Here is a 26609-nt window from a genome sequence, read left to right on the forward strand (position 1 = left end):
AATTTTATACAATATAATCTTTTTAAACACAAAATTATAAACCATTAACTGTCTCAAACATTAAAAATTAACCATATAGTGTCTCCTATTATTAATATCCTAAGTCCTTTAGTGTTCTTTTTCTACTCTCTCTATAATACTTAGTTCTAAATAGGGATTTATTTGAATGGTAGTCCGTGATGATTAACTCATTTGGATATAGCCCTTGTTTATGTAATTTATACATAATTTCTTTTAGTTCTTCATCTTGATTTTTCTTATTTTCCTTATTCTTTTTGTAAAGAAATTCTTTGTATGTATGTTTAATCTCTTCGCATAAATCCGGCATATATTTTTTACCTGTAGGTTCTGTTGTTCCGAATTTCCCCATCATCTTCTTTAAACTTATTGGTTCTTGGTTAGGATCATCTAAGATTAAGCGTATCTTAGATGTTAAATTTAAATAGTATTGTTTTTTTTCCTGATCTTTAAAATCTCTGTACCTATGAATTATTTGATTATATAAATCAGGATAATGCTGTCTCATTTTTCGTTGGTCAAATTTATGTGCTACTGCTAATGAATGCATGTTAATTGATAAATCACCTACTTCTAAATGATTAATCATACACATTTTCATTTTCAGTTTCTCATCCTCGCTAATAAAATTTCTTTTTAAATTATTCGATTCCAACTCTTTTAAATATCTCACGACATTATTATCAAACTCAGGTTTTAATAACTCGTGTAGCGGCATTTCTAAATATCTGCTTATTTCTGTCCAAAACCTCATATTGGGTCTCTTTGTCCCAATAAAAAATTCATTGAGCATTTCTTTCTTTATAGATAAAACTCTAGACAGGTGAGTTAATGAGAGGGAAGGATTAATTTCTTTTATTTTGACAAAAAAATTTCTGACAAATAGAAAAGTTGGTATAACAGAGGGATTATTGTTTTTTAATAAATCTGAGTAACCAGCAAGAAGTTTTTCTTCATCTCTAGGAATAATCCTTAGCCATCTTCTATGTTGTAAATCAACATTATTCCCTAAAAACAAATTACAAAATGGACAATAACCTATTTTCATCCTAGTTCTTATATGTGGTATTTCTTTTTTGCATTTTAAACAAGCTTTTTGAAGGGGAACTAAGTGCTTTAAACAGTAATTAATATCTTTTAATTGCCAGATAAGAGGTTCATAAAATTCTTCCATCCGTTCATTCATTTCATTAAAACACTCTGAACACCACTTTTTCATATTATTTATTAATGCCACTCTAACAATTGGCTTCCAATTTAGGAAGGTCAATTGTATAAGATCATTTCGGTGGGTCAGAATCTCTAAAGCAGAAACTACATTATTTGCTGTTTTGCCTATTCCTAAAAAAAGATGCGCCTTTACTATAGAGTGACGATTTTTTAATACTGAATACTCCGGTAGTGAGGGTATAACTAATTGAAAGAGTAACGTCGTGACATCAACATTATGCTCATAAGCTAACCTACATATATAACTACTTATACTCTCAACAAAAGGTGTTCCTTTACCTATTGGTTCTAATCCATATAAAGTGCTTCTTTCGGAGTATGATTCTTTTTCTTTAAGTTCATTTAATATATCTAAATTGTTTTCATTGGCCATTCAATCTCTCCCAACTTTATCCCGAGTCGGATTTCTTATTCCTACTCTTCTTTTTTTAGAATCCTTTTTAGTTGGTGATGAAGATACTGATAAGCCTAATTTCCCTCTTACTGAATTCACAGTTTCCTCCTTATCAATAAATAGGGCTTCACCAATTTCAATTTCATCAAGTAACTTTGATATTTTATTTATTGAAAGGGCTGTACTCCGCATATGATCAATCGTGAATTCATCGCTATCTTCCTCAAGAGCAACTTTTAGTGATCGAACCAACCAATCCTTTAATATACCTACACAACCTAATGTTCTTTCATATAAAAATTCATGTTGACCAATTATTTCTTCTGATAATACATTAATCGGTATTTTCCCTAGAAGACCTTGTATAATACCGATATAATTTCTAAAATCATCATTAATATTACAATCATATCTTGGAAATTGTATATCCATTGTTCTTCTTGCAAGCTGTCCATTTAGATTTACGAAATCCTTTAATTCATAGGTACCTACTAATAATTGAGGTATTTTAGTTAGATTAGATAATGATTTTAAAGTATCCAATTGATCCGTATATCTCTTTCCAGAGGCCATCTTAGTAAAATGTTGTGCTTCATCAATAATTAATACTTTCGGCTCTCTATAATAGAATGCATTCTCAACAGATCTCCGTAACTCTGGTGCTGTTCTTGGATTGTGATTTGTAAATACCTTTTTTCTCCCCTCCTTTTCTACATTTGTCTCATACAAAATCTTTTTATGGATTAAAGGCTCGTTTGTCGCCTCTAAAATGCGTATATAAAAATCTTTCCAATTAAACAAACCACTATCCGGGGAAACAAGTTCAACTTTAACTAAGGGTAACTTTGATTTATTTTCTTCCAATTCAACAATATTTGCCTTTATTATTTCCTTACAAAGTTCCTCAATTAATGTTGACTTACCAACACCCGATGGACCCATAAGTATAATAATTTCATTACCTCCCGGTAGTTCAATTAATGCTTTTAGTTGCTTAAGTAATTGATTCATCTTAGGATGTAATATTCTGATTTTCCTGAATGATTCAAGTTTTTTTTCTATGGGTATCCCTTTATTTTTTGCCAATTTTAACACCACCTACATCATGATTCTTCATATATAACGAATTTAGGAAGGCTACTAATGTCAATTTCATTTGGTATCAAGGTATTTGATTCAATATCTCCATCTTGAACTTTAGTATCTTTTTTAATTCTCTGATTTTCCTCATCCTTCAATGATTGTTTTATAACCTTTTCATTTTCTTCTATACTATTCATAAACGATACTATATCTCTAATGGTAACTCTTTTTTTATTTTTGTTCTTATACCTTATTTCTTCAGTTATCACTTGTAATTCTTTATGTGACTTTCCTTTTAATAAATAGTGAAAATCCGAAAGACATTTTATCCATCTTTTATTAACAAAAGCATATAGTACACCAACATCAAACGGATCATATTTCAGGTCAACCTTCTGTCTCTCATATGCACGAAGGTCATTATGCCAATAGTTTATATTATTAAATACTACACCCTTGCCTATTTGTATCAATCCTCTTCCGCTAGGAGTCGGAGGTAATGTAGCCAATATAAAACTTTCATCATAATTAATAAAACTTAACTCTCTACTCCCACCAAGCTGCATACCATACTCAAATTGTTCCTTTGGCGTTGTCCCCAATCTTGAATGCGGCTGTGATTGATAATAGTCAATCCATTTATAGAACATTTCGTCTAACCTTGGTAATGTCCAAATAGCATTATTTTTTGGATTTACGCTCTTCGTTACTTTCCTAACCTCTTTAGTTAACTGTGTGTTTCCTTGAAGATTGTGAATAAATTTTGTATTTGTTGTTCCAAACAAGCGCTCAATTACAGAACCAAACCTTGGTTGAGCAGGAGGCCTAGTCTTTTTGACTATCTCAAATTGAGCGCATAATGAATCAAAATAGATACTATGAAATTCTTTCCCTCCATCAACCACTATAGTTCGAGGTAGCTGATTATATTTCCTTACACATTCTCTTAACACCATCATATTTGACCGAGAACTTGGTGGATCAAATGTAAGATAATGTGCAAGAATTACTCGAGAATACGCATCAATTAACAATGTTAAATATGGTCTATGTGTGTATTTTTTATTTACATTACTAAAAACCAATTCAATGTCTAGTTCAGTATGATCAATGTGAGCTATCTCAAATGGCAAATCACCATGTTTCGGAGTATGTTGCTCAAGGTGCCAATGTTGCAACTGATACGCAGCTCTTCTACCTTTTCTTTCTTTCTCTTTTATAAAACTCGATTCTTTATCAATATACTTAATGAAAGTAACATAACTAGGACATGATAATTCTTGCTTTCTACATTCATCTTCTAAAAGTTCATAAGCAGCCTTCATGTTAATTTGTTTTTTTGTAAGATAATACTTAGAGATAACCTCCCTAATCACTTTCACTACCCTCGTATCAATCTTGACCTTTCGATTACCCCGATTTTTCGTTTTAGGTATCAAACCTAAAAAACCATTACCATAAAGTTTTTTTGCTTCCTCATAAGCTTTTTTCCACCGGCTTATTGTCTTGGTACTATATCCTTGATTATTACAATCAACATTATTAATTATTTCATATCGTTTATGCGCCTCTTCTATATCTAATCGTGAAGCACCTTCCAAAATTATCCTTTTATATTCGCTCTCCTTATTATCGATGGCTAATTTGTCCATATTCATAAGCTTGATAACCTTTTGTTCGAGAAGAACTCTCAAATTTTGCTCTGAAAGAGTAACTAGCCTATCTTTCTCATCAACTGCAGTAATACTTGATCTTCCAAAATTAAGGATTGTATATTTCTGATTATCCCATAAAAATTTACTACCTTGAGTCAACCCTGTTGGCCTACTGGTAGTATGGGAAATTTGCAATGTAGCCTCAGAAAAAACTTCATTATGTATATCAGCCATATCTTTATCAGCAAAAATCTGCACCTTATCATGTTCAATTAAGGCATACCTTCTGATATTGGCATATAAAATGTCTTCTGCTATCATGATGTATATATCTTCTGTATTAAATAAGCTATTGCACTCTAATAATTCCTTTAAGGTGATACCAAAATGCTGAGATACAGTTACTTTAGCAGCTTTTATTTTTTCTTCTGTCAATCCTTCTAAGTATGAATTTTTTATATATTCTTCTACTAATTTGATATTTCTCTGAAAGGTCCAGTTGGTTTCTTTGGAACTTCTAAGAAAGTATCTCAATCCAAACTTCTCTGCAAACCTTTCCCCCGGCGGGCATCTCCAATTACCAACCTCATCTTTCATAAACCTATTCGGTGATTTTAAAGATAGTTTCAATAAATCTTCTTCCGTTTTCCACTCTTCCCAACCTGCTTCATCCTCTTTTATTACAAAAAAATCAGGAGTTGAATTTACGCTAATTTTCCTTCCGGATTCCGATAAGTACTCCATATAAACCGGTTTTGGTTGGTCATAGTATTCTATCACCGATGAGTTATACTCCATTTCATAGATAGCAGGTAATTCAACAGTATGACTTTCAAATTGAATAGTTACACCCATTTTCCTACTTGGATAAGTACCTGAAACATTTCCACGGCCACTTTGTACTTTTCTGTAGGGTTCTGAAAGCCTTATCTCATTTATTAACTCTTTTGTATGCATCGGTATATCATTTTTAATAAACCAATCTTCTAATTCTATTTCAGTCATCATTTAGGCTTCATTCCTTCCCTAATAGAGACCCATGATTTAAACATAGTTCGAAATAGTAATCCTTAATGGTTCTGTTCATAAAAATACATGGCATCTGTAATTCTTGCTCAATTTTTTTTCTAGTAGGTATCTGTCCATTTTCAGTTTCTTTTATAAATTGCTCTTTTATAAGTAAACTAATATTGTTCATGCGTTCTTTTTCTTTATTCTTTATAATTCTCCTATTATTAGCCGAAATCCTTTTGCAATAATCAGAAAAATTAGTATAAAGGTACTTAGTACTGCAGCTTTGTTCCCTAGCGATATCTCTTATCGATACTACTACTTCTTTGTTTTCTTCTATTTCTTTAAAAAATAAAGTGATTTTTTCTTTACTAAAATTTTTCTTCTCTCTATTCATAATTTTTCTTTGATTTGTATTTTTATCATACTTATAAGTTAGGTTGTTAAAATCAACTTGAGTATAGAGTTCTAAAGAACTAACATCTAATTTATAAGCAATATGCACAACCTTATTAAAAGGTGGATTCACTTTACCGTTACACCACTCCCACATTGTCGTTTTAGCAATTTTTAGATACCTGGAAAAATCCTCAATTTTTCCGTTAAATTTATTTTCAACTATCCCTAATAAGTTTCGTTGCAAAGCATTATCATTCAATCTCAAGTTACTGGCATATAAAAAAAAATTTTCTATGTCCTTTGATATATAAGTATTTTTCTCTAATGGCTTTTTATAGCTTTTAGTGGAATCAAAATGTTTTTCACAACAGTAAGGGCAAATCCCAACCCGACTTTTCCTATGTAAATGCGGAATTTTTTTTGTACAGTTGTTGCAATTTTCTTGCAAAGGTATGTTATGAATCGTACATGTAGTATAAGCCGCAATACACCAAATAACGGGATAATAAAGTCCCTTTTCCAAACATCTAGGACACCATGCAATCTCTTTTTTCAATAAATTTCTAGTCCCAATAATATCTGAATACCTATTCAATGTGGTGTCTTCCAAATTATCCTGCCCCGTTAGAATTTTTAAGCAATTAATCATATTTATTGAGTTATTACCAAAGCCATTTAAAGAATGAGCACCATCATAAAAGCGATTTCCACCTCTATCTGAACTGTATAATAGATAGTCTTTTTCTAATATTGGTGCGACCTCATAAGCTATTAAATCGACAGTCTTAATCAAATGTACCTCTGCCAACCTTATTAAATAACTGGTTAAAGATTCAATAAATATGGAGCCTCTTCCTTTTGGATCAATGCCATATAATTTTGTCCTGTTTGAAAATTTGATATTCCCCAAACCCTTCAGTATTGTTTTCCTTTTAGTTTTGACTTAAAAATATATATTTAAAACTTAGTTGACTCTAAAAGGAAAACACCGTTCAATTTGAACGGTGTTTAAAAGGAGATGTTTATTAGTTACTTTTTTTGGACTAATTTATATTTATTTGGTCTCTCTTCTGAAAAGATATGCATCCATTTATTCGAAGAAAGAATGTCAATTATTTGAATATCTGGCGTAGTTTTAAACTTTTTATTTATTTTTATAACCAGCTCATTATCTGAGTTAATTGAAAAATCCATTGTAAAGGAAGCTACTAATTCTTTTTTATCCATTTTATACACATATAAGTATTGATGAGTACTTTCTCGGATTAAATCAAATAACCCTTCAAAATTATTTTCGTTTTTATTTAAAGGTTTAATCATATATTCATTATATTTTTCAGCTGAATTATTAGTTATCTTTATTATTTGTTTTATATTATTCGCACTAACAAATTCTAAAATATAAGAAATCTTAGAAATAGGAATTTCTTGTTTCAATGAAATTCCACAGGCACCTGAGTAGCTTAATTTTATATTTATAGTTGGCTGTATATATTCTTTGATAATGTTTTCGATAGACACTCTAGTTATAGAATTAAAGTATTTAATTATGTCAGAAAACTTTAATCTACTCTTGTTATCCACTTTTAAAATTGAATTTTTATTAAATTTAATTAAAATAATTGGTAAAACAAAAAAAGCAGTGGAAATACCAAAAGTTGAAAAACTAATTATTATTATGTCCCCCAAACTTCCATCTGGTTGGTCAATAATATATCCAATTCCTGAAGCTGTCCATAATAAACCTGATAAGTACGATATCAAAAAAAAGAAGAATAAGGTTAATTTATAAACGGCTTGATTTGATAGTAAATAAATAATTTCATTTATCTTTTGATTTATTATTTGACGATCATGATTTACATCAGATATATATACTTCAATTTCCTTAGTTAAATCGCTTATTTTTTGAATTAATCTTTCATTAAATTGGCTAAAAATAATTGTAGTTAGAGCCAATAAAGCGGCTATAATAGCAGAAGTCCAAGTCAAAAAGTTTACAGAGTTTATTGACATGTTTTCAAAAAAAGAATAAATATTTTTTCTCATTTTAATAAATATTTCAAATTGGTCCATATTCATTTAAAATTTGTAAAGAAGTACTTATAATCACTTCAATTAACTCCTTATTATTTGTGAACGGAAACGTAATTAAACCGTTATTATACATTTTTATTAAATATGGATCGTTATTAAATATTAAAGTCCCAATAATACCAGATACACTATCCGTTTGAATAAAAGAAAAATTCTTAACCTCTGAAAAATCCATTATTTCCTCAGTTATTGGGATTTTAAGGATATCAAAACTAATTTTTTTTTCTTTTACCATCGTAGTAATAATTTTTTTAAAAAATTTGGTATGCTGCACACTTGATGTAAATAGAAAAAACAGGTTAGATTTTCTAATGAAATTTATAACATTCATCTTTCCATATTCAAAAGAATTAGTGTAATGTATTTCTCCCATATCATTTTTATCATTATAAAAATTTATAGAGTAAAATTTCCGAGAATAGTTACTCGAACCGTTATTTTCAAAAAAGGAAAAATTTTTAAGATTTTTTTCCACATCTATATTATTAATTCGTACTATGATCGTACTATTGGAAAAGAACATAAAAATTCTCCTTTTTTAATCTATATTAAAAATTAATGATGCTGGGTATTTATCCATAAAGTATTTTTCAACTTCAATCTTTTCATTTTTATCAGTTATTATTTCCAACATTTTTTTTCTAATATCTGACACCGTGTAATGGAGTGATTCTGGCTTTGGTAATTCCTTATGAATAATTTTTTCTCCTCTTTCAATTGTTTGTTCATCATATATAAGATCCCACAAGCTACTTTGTAATTTAATACATATTTCTCTTCTTCTACTTTCTCGAATTTCATCGTCATCAAATATAAAAGCAATCTTCCCTTGAAGATCAATAGTGAAATTTGTACTAAAGTATTCTTGTTTTTCATTATTCCTACTTATCTTATCTAAGGACAGTTTAAGGTTATGTACTTCATCACCATCATGTATTCTTTGTAGAATTTCCATAGACTGTAACAAATCTGTACCCTTCATTTTAATCCCTTGAACATTTTTAGCATCTAAATTAGTAAAACTTATTGCATCTAACGTAATATCATAACCCATCTCTGGAATTTTCTCATACAGTAAATTTATAATTAACAACGTTGTTGGCGAGAACTCCGTATGATTTCTATTCTTGATAGTCAATGCTCTTTTTAAAATATAAATAGGTGAAATTGAAAACCCCTTTGAACCCAAAAACTCAACAATATTGTTATGACTTTTGTAACTTGAAGACTTTGATGAAATGAACTTTTTATTTTTCAAATCAAAGGTAATAATTATTAAACCTGAATCCTTTCTATACGGTTCCCCACTAGCTATATCATCCCCCATTTCCTTGTATTCTAGAATGCATTCTATAACTTCATTAAACCTGTCATATTTGATTTTTTCTGTTAATTTATATTCAAAATCTCCATAACTAATTGTTTTTTTGAATGTTGTATCAATCAACTTAAAGAAATCTGAATGAACTTTATTTGTTTTAAGGTCATATACATAATTAGGATTCTGTGTTGAATAAGAATATTCCAGCATGTTATAAATCTCATTCAGAATTTCTTCAGCTTCATCCTCTTTAGATATTACGTACTTAACTATATATTTATAACACTCTGTTTCATCTGCAAATGAAACTTGTTCCTTTAATGTCTTTTGAAAATACTCACTAATAGTCTGTAAACGCTTTTTCTTAGTAAGATTACTTTTCATTTTATTATTATAGTAATTCGTAAAACGATTTATATCCATTAAAAATTGCCTCCGTTATAAGTCACTTATTGTATAACCTATTTTATCAAATAAATACCAATAGTAGTATTTATTTCTTCCGAAGTATTCAGTAAATTTACTATTTTTACCAATACAGAGGATTTTTATAAATAGATTTAACCATAAAATGTCCAAATAACAAATAAAGCATAAACTGTCCTTATGGACAATTTATGCTTAAACTTACAAAGACAAATAAAAAACCACCAATATATGTATTGGTGGAGACGGTGGGAGTCGAACCCACGTCCAGACATAACGGCACTTAAGCTTCTACGAGTGTAGTCGATATATTCGCATTTCGCGAACTCATTAGCCTATCGACAGGCGGCAGAGCAGCTAGTCTGATTGGTCTCTTCCTTCATCCTCAGACGGTGGATTCCGGCGTATCCCACTTAGAGTGAGTCCCTTACCCTACCACGTGGGCCATGGAGGGAGGAACAGCTATCGACTGTTATTAAGCAGCGAAAGCTAGGTTGTTGTTTTGTTTGCCAGTTATAGGCGTTGACGTTTTAACGAGGCCGATCCCCTCGACTCGCAACTTAAGCTCGAACTATCCCTGTCGAATCCGTAACGTCCCCATGATAGAAATGGAGCGTACGAGAGAAGAATAGTCAGCAAGTTGGCTGATATTCAATTGTCATCGGTACAGGATTAATTATAACAGATTGGTTCAAAAAAGCAATTGTAAGGTCTTGGCAGTTCTACATCTTCTGCCGATCACGGAAAGCACGTTCAATATCGCGTTTCGCTTCCTTCTTCTTCAGGTCATCACGCTTGTCATATTGCTTCTTCCCTTTTCCAAGTCCGATTAAAACTTTGGCAAAGCCATTCTTTAAATACATTTTCAACGGGACGATGGTGTAACCTGTTTCCTTTGTTTCACCGATCAGTTTACTGATTTCTTTCTTATGCAAAAGAAGCTTTCGTGTCCGCAACGGGTCATGGTTAAACTGGTTTCCCTGCTCATATGGACTGACATGCATATTATGAAGATAGATTTCACCATTTTCTATTTTAGCAAAGGCATCCTTCAAATTCACTCGGGCCGCACGGATTGCCTTGATTTCCGTCCCTTTCAAAACGATACCTGCTTCAAACGTTTGTTCAATAAAGAAATCATGATAAGCTTTTTTATTTTGTGCTAGTTGTTTACCTGAGCCTTTTGGCATCTAACTCTCCCCTTTTTTACATCCAATCGCGGCGAGAGGATGAAATGATCATCCCCCCGCCTCAATCTTTATCTCTTTTTTGGTTTTCTCTTGCGCTTGGCAGCTGGCGCATTTTCAAAGAACTTTTTCTTCTTTTTCGGTTTTCTCTCAGAGGAAGGCGAATCTCCATTACGGCTGCCTCCGCGGCCGCCGCCTTTACCTTCGTTACGTCCCCCATTGCCACCGCGGCCCCGTTTGCGTTCACCTGAATTGGCTTTGAATATTTTCTTCTCGCCAGATGGACGCGGGCGGCTTACCTTCATGCCGATAATTTCAAAATCGATGGCGCGTTCCTCTTTATTGACGTTGGAAACACGTACGTCGATCTCATCGCCAATCCGGAACACATTACCGGTACGCTCCCCGATCATTGCAAGCTGACGCTCATCGAAGCGGTAATAATCATCCGTCATAAAGCTGACATGGACAAGTCCTTCAATGGTGTTCGGCAACTCGACGAACATCCCGAAATTCGTAACCGAACCAATGATACCGGTATATTCTTCGCCGATTTTATCAAGCATATATTCTGCTTTCTTCAAATCATCCGTTTCCCGTTCAGCATCGACTGAGCGACGTTCACGTTTCGATGTATGATCGGCAATTTCAGGTAAAATGGCATTCCATTTCTCCTTCGTAGCTTCATCGAGTTTACCTTCCACCAAGTAGGTCCTGATCAACCTGTGCACGATCAAATCCGGGTAACGGCGAATCGGTGATGTGAAATGTGTATAAAACTCAGCTGATAAACCAAAGTGACCTAAGCTCTCGGGGTCATATTTGGCTTGTTGCATGGAACGAAGCATGACTGTGGATATGACCGTTTCTTCCGGTTTACCTGCAACCGCCTCAATGATTTCCTGTAACGCTTTAGGATGAACGTCATTGGCCGACCCCCGTACAATATATCCGAAGTTCGTAATGAATTCAAAGAAACGCTGCAGTTTTTCCGGCTTGGGATCTTCATGAATACGGTAAATGAACGGAACGTCAAGACGGTTGAAATGCTCAGCAACGGTTTCGTTGGCCGCAAGCATGAACTCTTCAATCAGCTTTTCCGCAACCGACCTTTCACGTAAAACCACATCAGTCGGATGTCCCTCTTCATCAACGATAACTCTCGCTTCATTGAAATCAAAGTCGATTGCACCGCGGTTCATCCGATTTTTACGAAGGATGGCCGCCAACTTCTCCATGTCCTGGAACATCGGAACCAAAGCTTCATAGCGTTCGAGTTGTTCTTCATCCTTATCCACAAGGATTTTGTTCACATTGCCATATGTCATACGTTCAGTCGTCTTAATGACACTTTCGAAAATCTCATGGTTGACAACTTCACCATTTGGTGTGATTTCCATTTCACAAGAAAGTGTAAAACGGTCGACTTGTGGGTTCAAGGAACAAATGCCATTCGATAAACGATGCGGGATCATCGGGATGACCCTATCAACCAAATAAACGCTCGTCCCTCTTTCTAAGGCTTCCTTATCAATTGGCGAACCTTCCGTCACATAATGGCTGACATCAGCAATATGGACACCAAGCTTATAATTGCCATTTTCAAGTTTAGAAACAGTGACGGCATCATCCAGGTCCTTGGCATCCGCTCCATCAATCGTGACCAAAACATCATTCCGCAAATCCCTGCGACTGCCAATTTCACTTTCTTGAATGGTATCCGAAACGGCATTGGCTTGCTCCATGACGTCATCCGGGAACTCCATCGGCAAACCATATTTATGGATCACTGAAAGAATATCTACACCAGGGTCATTCTTATGCCCAAGAATTTCAATGACTTCGCCTTCTGCACTTACACGTCCTTCAGGATAAGAAGTCAGCTTGACGACAACCTTATGTCCCTCTACCGCTCCATGGGAAGCATGCTGTGGAATGAAGATATCGTTTGCAATCTTTTTATCATCAGGGATGACGAAACCAAAACTTTTACTTTCCGAGTATGTACCGACCACTTGTGTAATGCCGCGTTCAAGTATTCTGATGACCGTGCCTTCTTGTCTTGAGCCGGATGTTTCCGAAGATACTCGTACCATGACGACATCTCCATGCATCGCTGTACCCGTTTCATTTGGCGGAATGAAAATATCATCCATACCTGGGTTATCTTCAGGTGTCACAAAAGCGAATCCCTTTGCATGGCCCGTTAATTTACCGCGGAACAAATTCATTTTTTGCGGCAGGCCGTAACGATTGCTTCTCGTTCTGACCACCAATCCCTTTTCTTCCATCTTAACTAAAGCCTTAACGAAATTCTTGAAATCTGCCGAGTCTTCGATTTTCAAAGCCTCTTCCAGTTCTTGTACGGTTAACGGCTTATATGCTTCATCCGTCATGTACGTCAGCAGCTTATTAATATGTTCTTGAATGTTATCTTCCATGAAAACCCTCCTATTCAGGGTATGATAATTTTGTTATTCGGACCAATCCAGACTTTCTAAAAATTCAAATACATCTTCATGCAATTGGTTTCGTTCTTTATCAAGAGTTATGACATGACCGGATTCTTCATACCACTTGATTTGTTTGACAGGTGATTCAATGGCATCAATAATAATATCGGCACTTTTGGGATTGATAACATCATCATGCCGGCCCTGCACGACAAATGTCGGCGCGTAAATAAGGTCGACGTGCTCTCGTACATCCGTTATCAATTCCTGAAGGGCTTTCAATGTATTCATGGGCTTATCGGCAAGAAGGTCCATTTCAAGCTCTATTTGCTCTTGAGTTTTCCCTTCGTACTTCTTAAATTCTCTAGCGTACTCCAATACTCCTTTATACATCATTTCTTCACTTTTGATATACATAGGCGCACACATTGTTACGATACCCTTTATAGGTACAGTGTAACCTAATTTCAGAGAAAATACGCCTCCTAATGAGAGTCCGGCAACAGCAATTTCTTCATGGCCTTCGCTTTTAAGAAAATCGTAGGCCATCATGACATCTTTCCACCAATCTGTTGGCCCCGTTTTCACTAACTCCTCTGGCGGAACGCCATGTCCTTTATAATGCGGGGCATGGCAGGTGTATCCCTGTTTCTCCAAGTAACGGCCAAGTATCCGCACATCTGCGGAATTCCCCGTAAATCCATGTAAAAGTAAAACAGCTCTTTTTCCGCCTTTAAAAGTAAAGGGCTGCTGCAGCTTGATTTTCATGATTTTAAACTCCTTTATCGGTAAATAGAATTCCCTATCCTATAATTAAGTACTAAAATCACTATATCTATTCATGCGACTATTGTGCAAAGAAAAAAGCCTAGCTATTTAGCTAGACTCATTTTTGATCCATTACACATCAAAGAATGCAACAAGTAAAGTTAAAGCAAAGAATAAAATGGCCAATACTACCGTTGCCCGATGTAAAACTAGGTCCAAACCGCGTGCCTTTTGCTTTCCGAATAGCTGCTCGGCACCGCCGGCAATCGCACCTGATAAACCTGCACTTTTACCTGATTGAAGCAATACCGTCACAATGAGGGCGATACTGACAATCACTAAAAGCGTTATGAGAAATGCATGCATGCAATTACACCTCCTGAAGAACCAATAAACAATTACTTTAACTTTACCACACCCACTAAATATCCACAATCTTTGTTATACTATAATGGTAAGAATTCCTAAATCCATGGTCGTTTATTTTCTTTTTGAAACAAAGTTTGAGATAATTTGCATAAAGAGAAAGAGGTGTCACCATGTTTAAGTCCATACTTCGGATTCTTGATCTCCTGACCATCCTATTCTCGGCGTTTGCCGGTTATTCTTTATGGACAGGCGGAAGCAATCTTATAAGTGTCCTATTAATCATCCTATCACCGCTTCTATTGCTGCTGGCAAAGTATCACGGAAATCGATACTTATTATTTGCTGCATATATCACGACAACCGTTTATTTTACTGCTATTATTTATAATGGACTTTCCAATAGCAGTATCGACTTTTTCCAATCAAGCTTCCATGTCCTCCTGATCGGGGCAGCAGCCGTCTTGCTGAGCATCATAGCAGCATTGATCGGGTTTGGGACCAATACCCTTACGATCCTTTGGTTATCGCTGCACGGCCTTGTCACATTCGAGACAATCAGGATGTCATCTGGTTTCCTTTCGCACTTTTGGTCTGATCCCGTCGTGCAAACCGCAATCCGTAATGATTATCCTTTTTTGTTGATGGTGGTCTGGATTGGCTTATTTCTTGATAAATATCAAAGTGAATTAACAAGGGATTACTTATCACGATAATCTTTCAAAACTATTTCTATTGGAAATCTTATATTAAAAGCAAGGGGCCTTTCATATGTTAAAACCTATATTTGCAGCAACCGCTCTATCATCTTTCATTCTGATGGCTGGCTGTTCATTCGACCTGACCAGCGATGATAAAAAAGAGCCAAAAGAAGAACAACCGAGCTCCCAGGATAAGGAGACAGAAACTGATAAGAATAATGATTCAAATGAATCGGCCCAACGCCAGGTGGAAGTTGATGAAACGGTTAAACCCGCACAGGCTGGCCTTCAGACATTAGCCAACCCGGAAAGCATACCTGTACTTGTCAATAAACAATACAGCCTGCCGGAAGATTACAAACCTGAGGACCTTATCTACCCAAAAGTGGATTTCATCTTTCAAGATAAAATTGAAAAAAGAATGATGCGCAAAGAAGCGGGAAAGGCTCTTGAAAAATTGTTCCAGGCTGCCGAAAAAGAAAACATGCACTTTGCCGGTGTTTCCGCATACCGTTCACATCAAACACAAATCGCGGTCTTTAATAACTATGTGGCTAAGGACGGGGAAGAAAAAGCTAGGACCTACAGTGCAATGCCTGGGACAAGCGAGCATGAAACGGGTCTCGCGATTGATGTTACGACCCACGACGGCGCATGTGCTGCCCAAGACTGCTTCGGTGACACGAATGAAGCGACCTGGCTTGCCGAGCATGCCCATGAATACGGATTTATCATCCGCTATCCAGAAGGCAAGGAAAACATCACAGGCTATAAATACGAACCATGGCACATCCGCTATGTTGGTGTCGAAGCCGCAACTGAAATTTTCGAAACGAAGAGTACATTGGAAGAATACTATAATGCCGTGCCAGTGAAAGCTGTATCGAATAAATAAGAAAAGGTGCCCATATGCGGCACCTTTTTTTGTCTTGGATTTTATTAATCAAACGTTTGATTAAATGGGCTTGAATCCAGCTGGAATCATGCCTAAGCTGTAACAAGCCCATCTTAATGAAGCATTGACTTTAAGGTTTGATAACCGTTCGAAATGAACCGGAGGCGACTGTACTTTCATAGTCACTTTCGCTGACTTCATAAGGTTTTGGTAACAAATAGGACTGTCCCATATTGAATGCACACTCCCCCCCATAAACATAAAAAAACCTCCTATTCAAATGCGGATTGCCACATTGAATAGGAGGTTAAAAGAAATTATTATAATGAATCCATCCGCTTCTCGTCAGAAGCGGAATTCAAGATAATTACTTCTTCAAGTTATAGAAAGATTTCAAGCCGCCATATACAGCCAAGTCACCAAGCTGGTCTTCGATGCGAAGAAGTTGGTTGTATTTAGCGATACGGTCTGTACGGGACATGGAACCCGTTTTGATTTGGCCTGCGTTTGTTGCAACGGCGATGTCAGCGATTGTTGCATCTTCCGTTTCACCTGAACGGTGGGAAACGACTGCAGTGTAGCCTGCGCGCTTCGCCATTTCGATTGCATCAAACGTTTCAGTAAGTGTACCAATTTGGTTCACTTTGATTAGGATCGAGTTACCGATGCCTTTTTCGATGCCTTCAGCCAATTTTTTCGTGTTCGTTACGAATAAATCGTCACCCACTAATTGAACTTTAGAACCAATGCGTTCAGTTAGAAGTTTGTGGCCATCCCAGTCATTTTCATCCAAGCCGTCTTCGATGGAAAGAATCGGGAACTCATTCACTAGCTCTTCATAGAAAGCAACCATTTCTTCGGATGTAACGCCATTGCGGCCTTCGCCTGCAAGATCATATTTGCCTGTTTCTTTGTTATAGAATTCAGATGAAGCTACGTCCATACCAAGGTAGATATCTTCGCCTGCTTTATAGCCTGCTTTTTCAATTGCCTCGATGATGACTTGTAGCGCTTCACGGTTTGATCCAAGGTTTGGAGCAAAGCCGCCTTCATCGCCAACAGCCGTATTCAAGCCTTTAGCAGAAAGGACTGATTTCAATGCATGAAATACTTCAGCACCCATACGAACGGCTTCTTTGAAGCTAGGGGCACCTACAGGAAGGATCATGAATTCCTGGAAGTCAACATTGTTATCGGCATGTGATCCGCCGTTAATGATGTTCATCATTGGAGTCGGAAGTTGTTTCGCATTGAATCCTCCAAGATAACGATACAATGGTAAACCTGAAAATTCAGCAGCGGCATGGGCAGCAGCCATTGATACACCAAGAATTGCATTAGCTCCCAAGTTTCCTTTGTTTTCAGTACCATCCAATTCAATCATAGTAAGGTCAAGGCCTGCTTGGTTCGTTACATCCAAACCAATGACAGCGTCAGCAATGATTTCATTTACATTATCAACTGCTTTTTGTACCCCTTTACCCAGGTAACGAGATTTATCTCCGTCACGAAGCTCAACCGCTTCGTGTTCTCCTGTGGAAGCACCTGATGGTACGATTGCACGTCCGAAATATCCGGACTCTGTTTGGATTTCTACTTCTACTGTTGGATTACCACGGGAATCAAGCACTTCGCGTGCATATACATGTTCGATGTACGGCATTATAAATCTCTCCTTTTCCAATTCACAATTTTTATTTAGATAATAGGGATTTCCCTGTCATTTCAACAGGTTTTTCGACTCCAAGCAAATCAAGCATCGTTGGAGCTAAATCACCTAGGATACCACCTGTTCTTAATGTTACCTGATTTTTAGTGATAATGACAGGCACGGGATTCGTTGTATGGGCTGTCATGGGGTCGCCTTCAAGCGTTACGACTTCATCAGCATTGCCATGATCAGCTGTAATGATTGCTGTACCGCCTTTTGAGACGATTAAATCGACGATCCTGCCTAGGCATTCATCCACGGTTTCAATCGCTTTAATGGTAGGCTCAAGCATCCCTGAATGACCAACCATGTCCGGGTTGGCGAAATTCAGAAGGATCGCATCGAAACGGTCAGCCTCAATTTGTTCCACTAATGCATCCGTCACTTCATAAGCACTCATTTCCGGTTGTAAATCATATGTAGCGACTTTCGGAGAATTAATTAAAATCCTCTCTTCACCAGGAAACTTCTCTTCACGTCCGCCGCTCATGAAAAACGTCACATGCGGGTATTTTTCAGTTTCAGCGATACGAAGCTGGGTAAGCTGGTTTTGGGAAAGTACTTCCCCTAATGTATTATCAAGATTTGTCGGCTTAAAAGCAACATATCCGTCAACTGTTTCTGAAAAATGTGTCAAGCATACAAAATGGAGGTGCAACGGATGTCCAGGACCGCGGTCAAATGAGCGAAAGTCCTCATTCGTGAACGTATTGGAAATCTGGATCGCCCGGTCTGGACGGAAGTTATAAAAGATAACGGCATCATCATCTTTAATCGTTGCCACCGGTTTACCGTCTTCCGCCGTTATGACTGAAGGTATCACGAACTCGTCAAAAATGCCATGTTCGTAGGAGTCCTCGACACATTCCATAGCTGAAGAGTAAGCAGGTCCATCACCATACACCATCGAACGGTAGGATTTCTCCACACGTTCCCACCGTTTATCACGGTCCATCGAATAATATCTTCCGGAAATGGTCGCAAACTGACCGACACCGATTTCCTTCATTTTCGCTTCCGCTTCCTTAATATAACCTTGCGCCGTTTTCGGTCCGACATCACGTCCATCTAAAAATGCATGTACATATACATTTTTAACTCCTTCTTTTGCGGCCAATTTCAGCAGGGCATACATATGTTCAATATGACTGTGTACGCCGCCATCTGAAAGAAGGCCGAAAAGGTGAAGGTCCGTGCCTTTTTTCTTGGTATGGCTCATGGCATCGACCAAAGTTGGATTTTCTGCAAACTCACCTTCACGGATTGCCAGGTTCACACGGGTAAGACTTTGATAAACGATCCGTCCTGCCCCAATATTCAAATGCCCCACTTCGGAGTTCCCCATTTGACCGGCAGGCAAACCGACAGCTTCCCCGCTTGCAGTTAAATGGGAATGCGGATACTGTTCCCAATAACGGTCAAAGTTCGGTTTTTTCGCATGAAAAACAGCATTTCCTTTTTCTTCACCACGGCAGCCAAAACCGTCTAAGATGATAAGTGCCACAGGCGACTTACTCATAGTGACCAGCCTCCAGCAATTGTAAAAAGGAATCGGTTTTCAAGCTTGCCCCGCCTACCAACGCACCGTCAATATCAGGCTGTGCCATGTACTCTTTAATATTCTCAGGTTTTACACTGCCACCGTACTGAATGCGGATGGCTGCAGCCGCTTCATTTGAAAACTTGTCAGCCACAACTGAGCGAATATGTGCACAAACTTCATTTGCATCTTGAGCAGAAGACGATTTCCCTGTTCCAATCGCCCAAATAGGCTCATAGGCAATGACGGTTTGTTTTAATTGATCTTCAGATAATCCCGCCAAGCCATTTTCAATCTGGCTTCCAACGAAATCATTCGTTTCGCCCGCTTCCCTTTGCTCAAGTGTTTCACCGCAACAAACGATAGGGGTTAACTGATGGGCAAAAGCGGCATGCGCTTTTTTATTAACGCCTTCATCCGTTTCGTTGAACATTTCCCGGCGTTCGGAATGGCCAAGAATTACATAGGTTACACCCAGATCAGCTAAAGCGATTGGACTGATTTCTCCTGTGAAAGCACCACTTTCTTCAAAGTGCATGTTCTGCGCCCCAATTTTCACATCGGTTCCTTTTGCTGTTTTAACCAGTTGATCCAGAAACAAAGCTGGAGCACATACAACCGTATCGATTAAATCTTGCTTCGGAATCAGATTGTTCACTTCTTCTAAAAAGGCAGTCGCTTCAGATAGTGTTTTATTCATTTTCCAGTTTCCTGCAATAATCGGTTTACGCATTGGTTTCTCATCCCTTCTAAAGTTGAAATATGTAACGGTTAACGCTTATTTATCGTTCAAGGCCACAACGCCAGGCAATTCTTTGCCTTCCATGAACTCAAGAGATGCACCGCCGCCAGTTGAAATATGGGACATCTTTTCAGCCAATCCAAACTTTTCAGCAGCTGCAGCAGAATCCCCTCCGCCTACAATACTGTACGTATCTTTTGCTTCCGCCAATGCTTCAGCAACCGTTCTCGTTCCATTCGCAAACTTATCGAACTCGAATACACCCATCGGTCCATTCCATATGACAAGCTTGGAACCTTTAATTACATCCGCAAATAATTCACTAGTTTTTGGACCGATATCCAAAGCCATTTTATCATTTGGAATAGCATCGATATCAACATTCTCTGATTCTGCATCAGGTGAGAATTCAGCTGCTACAACTGCATCAATAGGCAAATGCAATTTTACGCCTTTTTCCTTTGCACTTTCGATGAAAGATTTGGCCAATTCTATTTTGTCTTCTTCCAATAAAGAATTACCGATTTCGTGACCTTGTGCTTTAATAAATGTATAACCTAGTCCACCACCAATAATCAAGTGATCGACATTTTCCAAAAGGTTTTCGATAACGCCTATCTTATCCTTTACTTTTGCTCCGCCAATTATAGCTGTGAAAGGGCGTTCTGGGTTGGATAGGGCTTTTCCCAGCACAGAAAGTTCCTTTTCCATCAGTAATCCGGCAACAGCTGGAAGATGGTGTGCTATCCCTTCAGTTGACGCATGTGCACGGTGTGCAGCTCCGAATGCATCATTTACATAAACATCCGCCAGTGCAGCAAATGACTTCGCCAATTCTTGATCGTTCTTCTCTTCCCCCGGGTAGAAACGAACGTTCTCCAACAGCAAGATCTCACCATTTCCCATGTTATCAATGATTGATTGAACGGACTCACCATAAGCTTCTTGAGCATTTTGCACATCTTTGCCACTAAGTTCACTTAGTCTTTCCGCAACAGGAGCTAAACGTAATTCTTCAACGACTTGTCCTTTAGGACGGCCAAGGTGGCTGGCTAAAATGACTTTAGCGCCTTGTTCCGTCAGATAGGAAATCGTCGGCAGTGCAGCTTTGATTCTCGTATCATCCGAAATCTTTCCGCCCTGCATCGGCACGTTGAAATCAACACGGCAAAATACGCGTTTCCCCTTTAACTCAATATCTCTAATCGACTTTTTATTCATAATCCAAGAACCTCCTTAGATATTGTTTTCATATTTTTGATTCTTTTAATCAAAAAGGGAGAGGGTAAATATCCCAACTCCCCTTTTCTCTTTTTCATTATAGTCGGTTTAAAGGAAATTATCCAAAAACAAGAAATGTAAACGCTTGACTGATTAATGACTAACTTATAATATCATCTTCTGCCAAGTTTTTTTAGAGGTGTGATAAAAAAAACCTCACTTTGGTGAGGTTTTTTTTATTATTCTAATTACAATCCTTTTTTAGCCAAATAGTTGATTAAATCAACAACACGGCTAGAATATCCTGTTTCATTATCATACCAAGATAATACTTTAACCATGTTTCCTTCCATTACCATTGTGGAAAGGGCATCAATTGTAGATGATGCTGGGTTACCGTTATAGTCACCTGATACTAGCGGAAGTTCGCTGTACTCAAGAATTCCTTTAAGTTCGCCTTCTGAAGCCTTTTTAAATGCTGCATTCACTTCTTCAGCCGTTACGTCTTTTTCAAGCTCTGCAACAAGGTCGACAACAGATACGTTTGGAGTAGGTACACGCATTGCCATACCATTCAATTTCCCTTTAAGTTCAGGAAGGACAAGTGCAACAGCTTTTGCTGCCCCAGTAGTTGTAGGAATGATATTCTCAGCCGCTGCCCGAGCACGGCGATAATCTTTATGAGGCAAATCAAGGATTTGCTGATCATTTGTATATGAGTGAACAGTCGTCATCATACCGCGTTTAATTCCGAATTGTTCTTGAAGCACTTTAGCAAATGGTGCTAAGCAGTTCGTTGTACAAGAAGCATTAGAGATTACATGGTGGTTTGCTGCATCATATTTTTCTTCGTTTACACCCATGACGATTGTGATGTCTTCATCTGATGCAGGAGCCGAAATGATTACTTTTTTCGCGCCAGCTTCTAAATGTTTTGCAGCATCCGCACGTTTTGTGAAACGTCCTGTAGATTCAACTACTACTTCTACTCCCAGTTCACCCCATGCTAATTGTGCAGGATCACGTTCAGCCAATACTTTGACTTTATGCCCATCAACAACAAGGTAATCCCCATCAACCGTTACTTTTTCATTAAGAGATCCATGAATTGAATCATATTGAAGAAGGTGCGCTAACATATTAGCATCCGTTAAGTCGTTAATAGCAACAATCTCTACCTCAGGATTACTCAATGCTGCACGAAATACATTACGTCCAATACGTCCAAAACCATTAATTCCAACTTTTACTGCCATGAAAAATTCCTCCTTTTAAGTTCACAAATATATTAAGGGGTGTAATTCCCCTGAATTAACTCTTGGGCTGCCGCTTCATCCGTTATCAAAACGGTCGATGAAGGTGCGCCTTTCATGTAAGAACGGATAGCCTTAGCTTTAGTTTTTCCACCTGCCACAGTTATCACTCGCTTTTCAGGGCTAAGATCATCTAACTGGATTCCGACTGTCAAAACCTTATGAACAACTTTTCCGTTTTCATCGTAGTAATAACCGAATGCTTCTCCTACAGCATTTCCATCTAACAGCTTCTTTAACATTTCTGGCGAAGAATTTCTTCTCTCTGCCATCGCCATGGCATCACCAATTCCATGAATGATCATATCGGCAGATTTGATTTGGGAAATCACTTCTTTAATTGCAGGTTCCTTCATGAAGGAAGCATAAACCTCACCGCTTAATTGATCGGGTACATATAACACTCTGTAAGAGGCCTGCGCCTTCTGTGCCATTCTTTCGACAATCGTATTAGCCTGGTTCTGCACTGCTTCACCAATTCCCCCGCGGGCTGGGACAAATGTCAATTTCTTGGAAGCCTCATCAGGTGACAACGAATTAGCCACTTCGGCCATTGTCGATCCACCAGTAACCGCAATGATATTTTTTGAGTTCCATTCTCGTTTCATACGGTTTGCACAAGCTTTACCCAATTCTTTTTTCACCCATGGGGTTTCGTCACAATTTCCTGAGACAATAATGACCTCATCCACTTGTAACAAATCCTGCAATTGCCGCTCCATTATGTCTATACCCATTACTTCACGCATTATTCCTTCTAACTTATCCAGGATTTCAATCCCTTCATCAGTCAGCGTCATACCAGAACTGAATATGTTAACCAGGTTCTGACTTTTCAGAAAATCAACCTCGCTTCTAAGCGTCCGCTCAGTCAAATTAAGGCTCACGGCCAGACTTCGCCTTCCAACTGGCTGCATCATTTTGATATAACGCAGGATATCATATCTTTTTTGCATAGCCATAAGGAAATCAGGTAATAATTTTCTTTGTACCTCGAGTAATGTACGCATATTTAAAACTCCTAAATAGTTAAGTTGGACACATAATGTCCCACGTAGTCGTTTTCTGTCCCACTTACACCAAAAAAAATATTCCTGCTACATATTTTATTCTAGCAGGAACGGAATGTTTCTTCAAATGATTTGAAAAATTATTTTTCGAAAAGCCTATTTAGAGCTAATTTATCAACATTTCCAAATTGAACGATATCATCTTTCCATTCTACAACAGGGATCATCAATCCGAATTTCTCAACCAAATCATCATCGGTATGGATATCGATTTCCCTATACCCTATGCCTGACTCGAATTTCACTTCTTCAAGTATCTGCTTGGCTTTATCACATAACGGGCATTTATCCCTACTATATAAAACAAACGCATTTGATTCCAAACCACTCATCCTTTTCAATCATATCTTTTTCGTTTAGATGAAGAAGGGATCCCTAATTGTTCCCGGTATTTGGCGACCGTTCGGCGCGCCAGTATAATTCCATGCTCCACTTTCAATCGTTCTGCCAAATCTTGATCCGAAAGCGGCTTTTGTTTATTTTCACCATTGATGGCTGCCTGCAGGCCCTTTTTTGCTTGCATGCCCGACATATCCTCATCAAGGCCGACTGACTGTAAAGAAGTAGTGAAAAATATCCGCATCTCTATTGTGCCAAATGGTGTCTGCACGTATTTTCCTTTAACGGCCCTGCTAACTGTGGATTCATGTATACCAATCTCGTCGGCGACTTCTTTCATCGTCATCGGCTTCAAATGGTTAAGGCCATGACGAAAGCACGCCGGCTGTTTTTCGACGATGCACTGAATAACCTTCAATATCGTTTCTTTTCTCTGTTGTATCCCTCTAGAGATCCATTGATATTCCTGCCACTTATCCTGGATGAACTTTTGCACTCCCTGGTCCTTATGGCTCTTCATTCGGTTCAAATACCCTTTATCCACATTAAGATTTGGTGAGTTGCCATCATAATTCCCCACAAGCAGTACCCCATCACGAACTTCCACGACCACATCCGGCACTATATAAGAAGGTTTTTCCTGAAAAAAGAGTGAAGCTGGACGCGGGTTCAACGTCTGGACATAATCAAAGACTTCTTGAATCTCCTTCATTGTAACACCGATTTTCTTACTTAAGTCCTTCCAACGCTTTTCAGCAAAATCGAGGAAATGATTTTCTATGATCGATTCTGCCAGCAAATTCATCCCTTCTGCTTTTACCTGAAGTAAAAGGCACTCTTGAAGATTCCTAGCTGCAATTCCATGCGGCTCTAGCTGCTGTAAAATCGAAAGGCTCTCTTCCAAAACGACTGAAGATATGCCTGGAACACATATATCCTCCAGCTGAGTCCTTAAGTAACCGTTTTCATCAAGATTATGAATTAATAGTAGCATCGCCTTCTGCTGCTCACCGGAAAGTTGCTGGTGATTCACCTGGGACATGACATGCTGTTCAAGCGATAGTGTATCTTCACTGATCTGTTCAATCCAATAGTTGGCATCATACGTATTTTTAAGAGTCCGTTTTCCCTTTTTTCGGTCAAAGGTTGGCTGAAATAAAGAAGATGTTGGCTGATCTAGGGACAGTAATGGATTTTCCACCATTTTATCTTCTAAGAATGCCGATAGCTCCTGTGAGGAGTATTGCAGCAATGTAATTGCTTGCATAAGCTCCTGGGTCATTGCCATCTTTAATGTTTGCTGTTGAAAAAGTCCTGCTTTCATATTCATACTCATCGATTCATCCCTCCCCCACTCCATTTTACATTATCAGGAGAAAATTCTACACAAAAACCCATGAAAACGCTTACGTTTTTTTCTGAATAGTGTATTTGTTTTAAATACTATATGTTAGAAATGCGATTTTCACAACTACTTTTACTGAAAAATCACCATTTTTCAATGGTAGGGGCGAATATTCTGAGGCATGGGAGTGAAATACCATGATTCGATGGAATTTTACGGAAATCGAGTAAATCCATCAAAAATCGCAAGGAACCATTTGATGTCTTCTAATTGAATTGACCAATAAAAAATCCCCCACTTTATTAAGCAGGAGATTGGTAATGCCCTCGGCAGGAATCGAACCTGCATTTCAAGCTTCGGAGGCTTGCGTTCTATCCGTTGCACTACGAGGGCGAAATAGAAAATCTTTTTTCGACAGACTTCATTATATGATAGAATCCCATCCTTTGCAAGGGTTATCAGGTTTAAAACTTCACCTTTTGGGTATTATGGGTAATGTGGAAATTCATCCCTGTGCGGCATAATTATAAATAAATCTATTCGGGAAGGAGACTTGCCAGAAAATTGTCGAACAAATTATCCATTATAGGGTTTGTTTTGTTTGACCTAAATTGACCAAAAAGTGTATCATACATACATAAAGAATTTAAATGATTCTCTTAATCGAAGGAGGAAATGAACATGAATTTAATTCCTACAGTTATCGAACAAACAAGTCGTGGGGAGCGTGCCTACGATATTTACTCCCGTTTATTAAAAGACCGGATCATTATGCTAGGAAGTGGAATTGACGATAATGTTTCCAACTCAATTGTTGCTCAATTACTATTTTTAGAAGCGGAAAATCCTGAAAAAGATATCACTTTATACATCAACAGCCCAGGTGGAAGCATCACTTCCGGTATGGCCATTTACGATACTATGCAGTATATCAAACCTGATGTATCCACTGTATGCATCGGTATGGCCGCTTCCATGGGTGCATTCCTATTGGCCGCTGGTGAAAAGGGCAAACGTTATGCGTTGCCGAACAGTGAAGTCATGATTCACCAACCACTTGGAGGAGCCCAAGGTCAAGCAACGGAAATTGAAATTGCTGCCCGCCGTATCCTTCACTTGAAAGATAAGCTGAACCAAATCTTGGCAGAACGTACTGGTCAACCTATTGAAGTCCTTCAAAGAGATACGGAACGTGATAACTTCATGACTTCCGAAAGAGCTCTTGAATATGGCTTGATTGACAAAGTCATCACGCGCAGCATTCTTGATGACAAAAAAGACTCTAAATAAAAAATGATACAAAAGGCTCCGAAAGTCGTTTTAA

Annotated in this window: 22 protein-coding genes, 1 tRNA gene and 1 other RNA gene; 3 read left to right on the top strand and 21 right to left on the bottom strand. The window is 37.6% G+C overall.

What is annotated here, in order from left to right:
- Positions 1–91 precede the first annotated feature (91 nt).
- From ACFX4L_RS00765 to secG, 12 genes are all read right to left on the bottom strand, one after another.
- A complete protein-coding gene (locus tag ACFX4L_RS00765; protein WP_377403562.1) occupies positions 92–1621 on the bottom strand; it encodes a TniQ family protein in 1530 nt (509 codons plus the stop codon).
- Complete coding sequence (locus ACFX4L_RS00770) at positions 1622–2728, bottom strand: TniB family NTP-binding protein (protein WP_377403565.1); 1107 nt, start codon at positions 2726–2728, stop codon at positions 1622–1624.
- A 17-nt stretch (positions 2729–2745) separates the two neighbouring features.
- Positions 2746–5388, bottom strand: a complete 2643-nt coding sequence (locus tag ACFX4L_RS00775; protein ID WP_377403568.1) for a Mu transposase C-terminal domain-containing protein — start codon at positions 5386–5388, stop codon at positions 2746–2748.
- Between the two features lie 7 nt (positions 5389–5395).
- The gene (locus ACFX4L_RS00780) at positions 5396–6700 is read right to left on the bottom strand and encodes a TniQ family protein (RefSeq protein ID WP_377403571.1); all 1305 of its coding nucleotides are present in this window, start codon (positions 6698–6700) and stop codon (positions 5396–5398) included.
- A 119-nt stretch (positions 6701–6819) separates the two neighbouring features.
- Positions 6820–7839, bottom strand: coding sequence for a hypothetical protein (locus tag ACFX4L_RS00785; RefSeq protein WP_377403574.1), 1020 nt, complete (start codon positions 7837–7839; stop codon positions 6820–6822).
- Positions 7840–7852: 13 nt separating this feature from the next.
- Positions 7853–8410: a hypothetical protein gene (locus tag ACFX4L_RS00790; protein WP_377403577.1), complete on the bottom strand. Its 558-nt coding sequence runs from the start codon at positions 8408–8410 to the stop codon at positions 7853–7855.
- 15 nt (positions 8411–8425) lie between these two features.
- Positions 8426–9631 carry a hypothetical protein gene (locus ACFX4L_RS00795; RefSeq protein ID WP_377403580.1) on the bottom strand — a complete coding sequence of 402 codons (1206 nt, stop codon included), beginning with the start codon at positions 9629–9631 and terminating at the stop codon, positions 8426–8428.
- Positions 9632–9871: 240 nt separating this feature from the next.
- Positions 9872–10233, bottom strand: a transfer-messenger RNA (tmRNA) gene (ssrA, locus tag ACFX4L_RS00800).
- A 123-nt stretch (positions 10234–10356) separates the two neighbouring features.
- On the bottom strand, positions 10357–10824 hold the full coding sequence (smpB, locus tag ACFX4L_RS00805) for an SsrA-binding protein SmpB (RefSeq protein ID WP_057912049.1): 468 nt from the start codon (positions 10822–10824) through the stop codon (positions 10357–10359).
- A gap of 68 nt (positions 10825–10892) precedes the next feature.
- Complete coding sequence (rnr, locus tag ACFX4L_RS00810) at positions 10893–13262, bottom strand: ribonuclease R (protein WP_061465543.1); 2370 nt, start codon at positions 13260–13262, stop codon at positions 10893–10895.
- A 33-nt stretch (positions 13263–13295) separates the two neighbouring features.
- Positions 13296–14042, bottom strand: a complete 747-nt coding sequence (locus ACFX4L_RS00815; protein ID WP_377403581.1) for an alpha/beta hydrolase — start codon at positions 14040–14042, stop codon at positions 13296–13298.
- Positions 14043–14174: 132 nt separating this feature from the next.
- Positions 14175–14408 carry a preprotein translocase subunit SecG gene (gene secG / locus ACFX4L_RS00820; protein ID WP_061465545.1) on the bottom strand — a complete coding sequence of 78 codons (234 nt, stop codon included), beginning with the start codon at positions 14406–14408 and terminating at the stop codon, positions 14175–14177.
- A gap of 173 nt (positions 14409–14581) precedes the next feature.
- On the opposite strand from secG, the gene ACFX4L_RS00825 reads away from it, so the two are divergent.
- Positions 14582–15124, top strand: a complete 543-nt coding sequence (locus ACFX4L_RS00825; RefSeq protein ID WP_377380801.1) for a hypothetical protein — start codon at positions 14582–14584, stop codon at positions 15122–15124.
- Positions 15125–15179: 55 nt separating this feature from the next.
- Entirely contained in the window at positions 15180–16004 is an 825-nt protein-coding gene (locus ACFX4L_RS00830) for a M15 family metallopeptidase (protein WP_377380804.1), read from the top strand.
- 367 nt (positions 16005–16371) lie between these two features.
- Here the strand turns inward: ACFX4L_RS00830 and eno are convergent, their stop codons facing one another.
- From eno to ACFX4L_RS00875, 9 genes are all read right to left on the bottom strand, one after another.
- Positions 16372–17667: a phosphopyruvate hydratase gene (gene eno / locus ACFX4L_RS00835; RefSeq protein ID WP_089361936.1), complete on the bottom strand. Its 1296-nt coding sequence runs from the start codon at positions 17665–17667 to the stop codon at positions 16372–16374.
- A gap of 31 nt (positions 17668–17698) precedes the next feature.
- On the bottom strand, positions 17699–19234 hold the full coding sequence (gene gpmI / locus ACFX4L_RS00840) for a 2,3-bisphosphoglycerate-independent phosphoglycerate mutase (RefSeq protein WP_284469280.1): 1536 nt from the start codon (positions 19232–19234) through the stop codon (positions 17699–17701).
- The gene (gene tpiA, locus ACFX4L_RS00845) at positions 19227–19988 is read right to left on the bottom strand and encodes a triose-phosphate isomerase (protein ID WP_377380809.1); all 762 of its coding nucleotides are present in this window, start codon (positions 19986–19988) and stop codon (positions 19227–19229) included. The genes gpmI and tpiA overlap by 8 nt, the downstream gene beginning before the upstream one ends.
- Before the next feature lie 45 nt (positions 19989–20033).
- Complete coding sequence (locus ACFX4L_RS00850) at positions 20034–21218, bottom strand: phosphoglycerate kinase (protein ID WP_284469279.1); 1185 nt, start codon at positions 21216–21218, stop codon at positions 20034–20036.
- A gap of 248 nt (positions 21219–21466) precedes the next feature.
- On the bottom strand, positions 21467–22474 hold the full coding sequence (gene gap, locus ACFX4L_RS00855) for a type I glyceraldehyde-3-phosphate dehydrogenase (RefSeq protein ID WP_061465552.1): 1008 nt from the start codon (positions 22472–22474) through the stop codon (positions 21467–21469).
- A gap of 32 nt (positions 22475–22506) precedes the next feature.
- Positions 22507–23541 carry a sugar-binding transcriptional regulator gene (locus tag ACFX4L_RS00860; RefSeq protein WP_377403584.1) on the bottom strand — a complete coding sequence of 345 codons (1035 nt, stop codon included), beginning with the start codon at positions 23539–23541 and terminating at the stop codon, positions 22507–22509.
- Positions 23542–23681: 140 nt separating this feature from the next.
- Positions 23682–23933 carry a glutaredoxin family protein gene (locus ACFX4L_RS00865; RefSeq protein WP_377380817.1) on the bottom strand — a complete coding sequence of 84 codons (252 nt, stop codon included), beginning with the start codon at positions 23931–23933 and terminating at the stop codon, positions 23682–23684.
- A 5-nt stretch (positions 23934–23938) separates the two neighbouring features.
- Positions 23939–25276 carry an RNA polymerase factor sigma-54 gene (gene rpoN, locus ACFX4L_RS00870; RefSeq protein WP_317777141.1) on the bottom strand — a complete coding sequence of 446 codons (1338 nt, stop codon included), beginning with the start codon at positions 25274–25276 and terminating at the stop codon, positions 23939–23941.
- Between the two features lie 330 nt (positions 25277–25606).
- Positions 25607–25678 (bottom strand) — tRNA-Arg (locus tag ACFX4L_RS00875).
- Between the two features lie 288 nt (positions 25679–25966).
- Here ACFX4L_RS00875 and clpP point away from each other — a divergent pair.
- Positions 25967–26575, top strand: coding sequence for an ATP-dependent Clp endopeptidase proteolytic subunit ClpP (gene clpP, locus ACFX4L_RS00880; RefSeq protein WP_061465554.1), 609 nt, complete (start codon positions 25967–25969; stop codon positions 26573–26575).
- Positions 26576–26609 lie beyond the last annotated feature (34 nt).

It is taken from the genome of Peribacillus sp. YIM B13482 (assembly GCF_042787975.1).
Classification (GTDB): domain Bacteria; phylum Bacillota; class Bacilli; order Bacillales; family DSM-1321; genus Peribacillus; species Peribacillus simplex_A.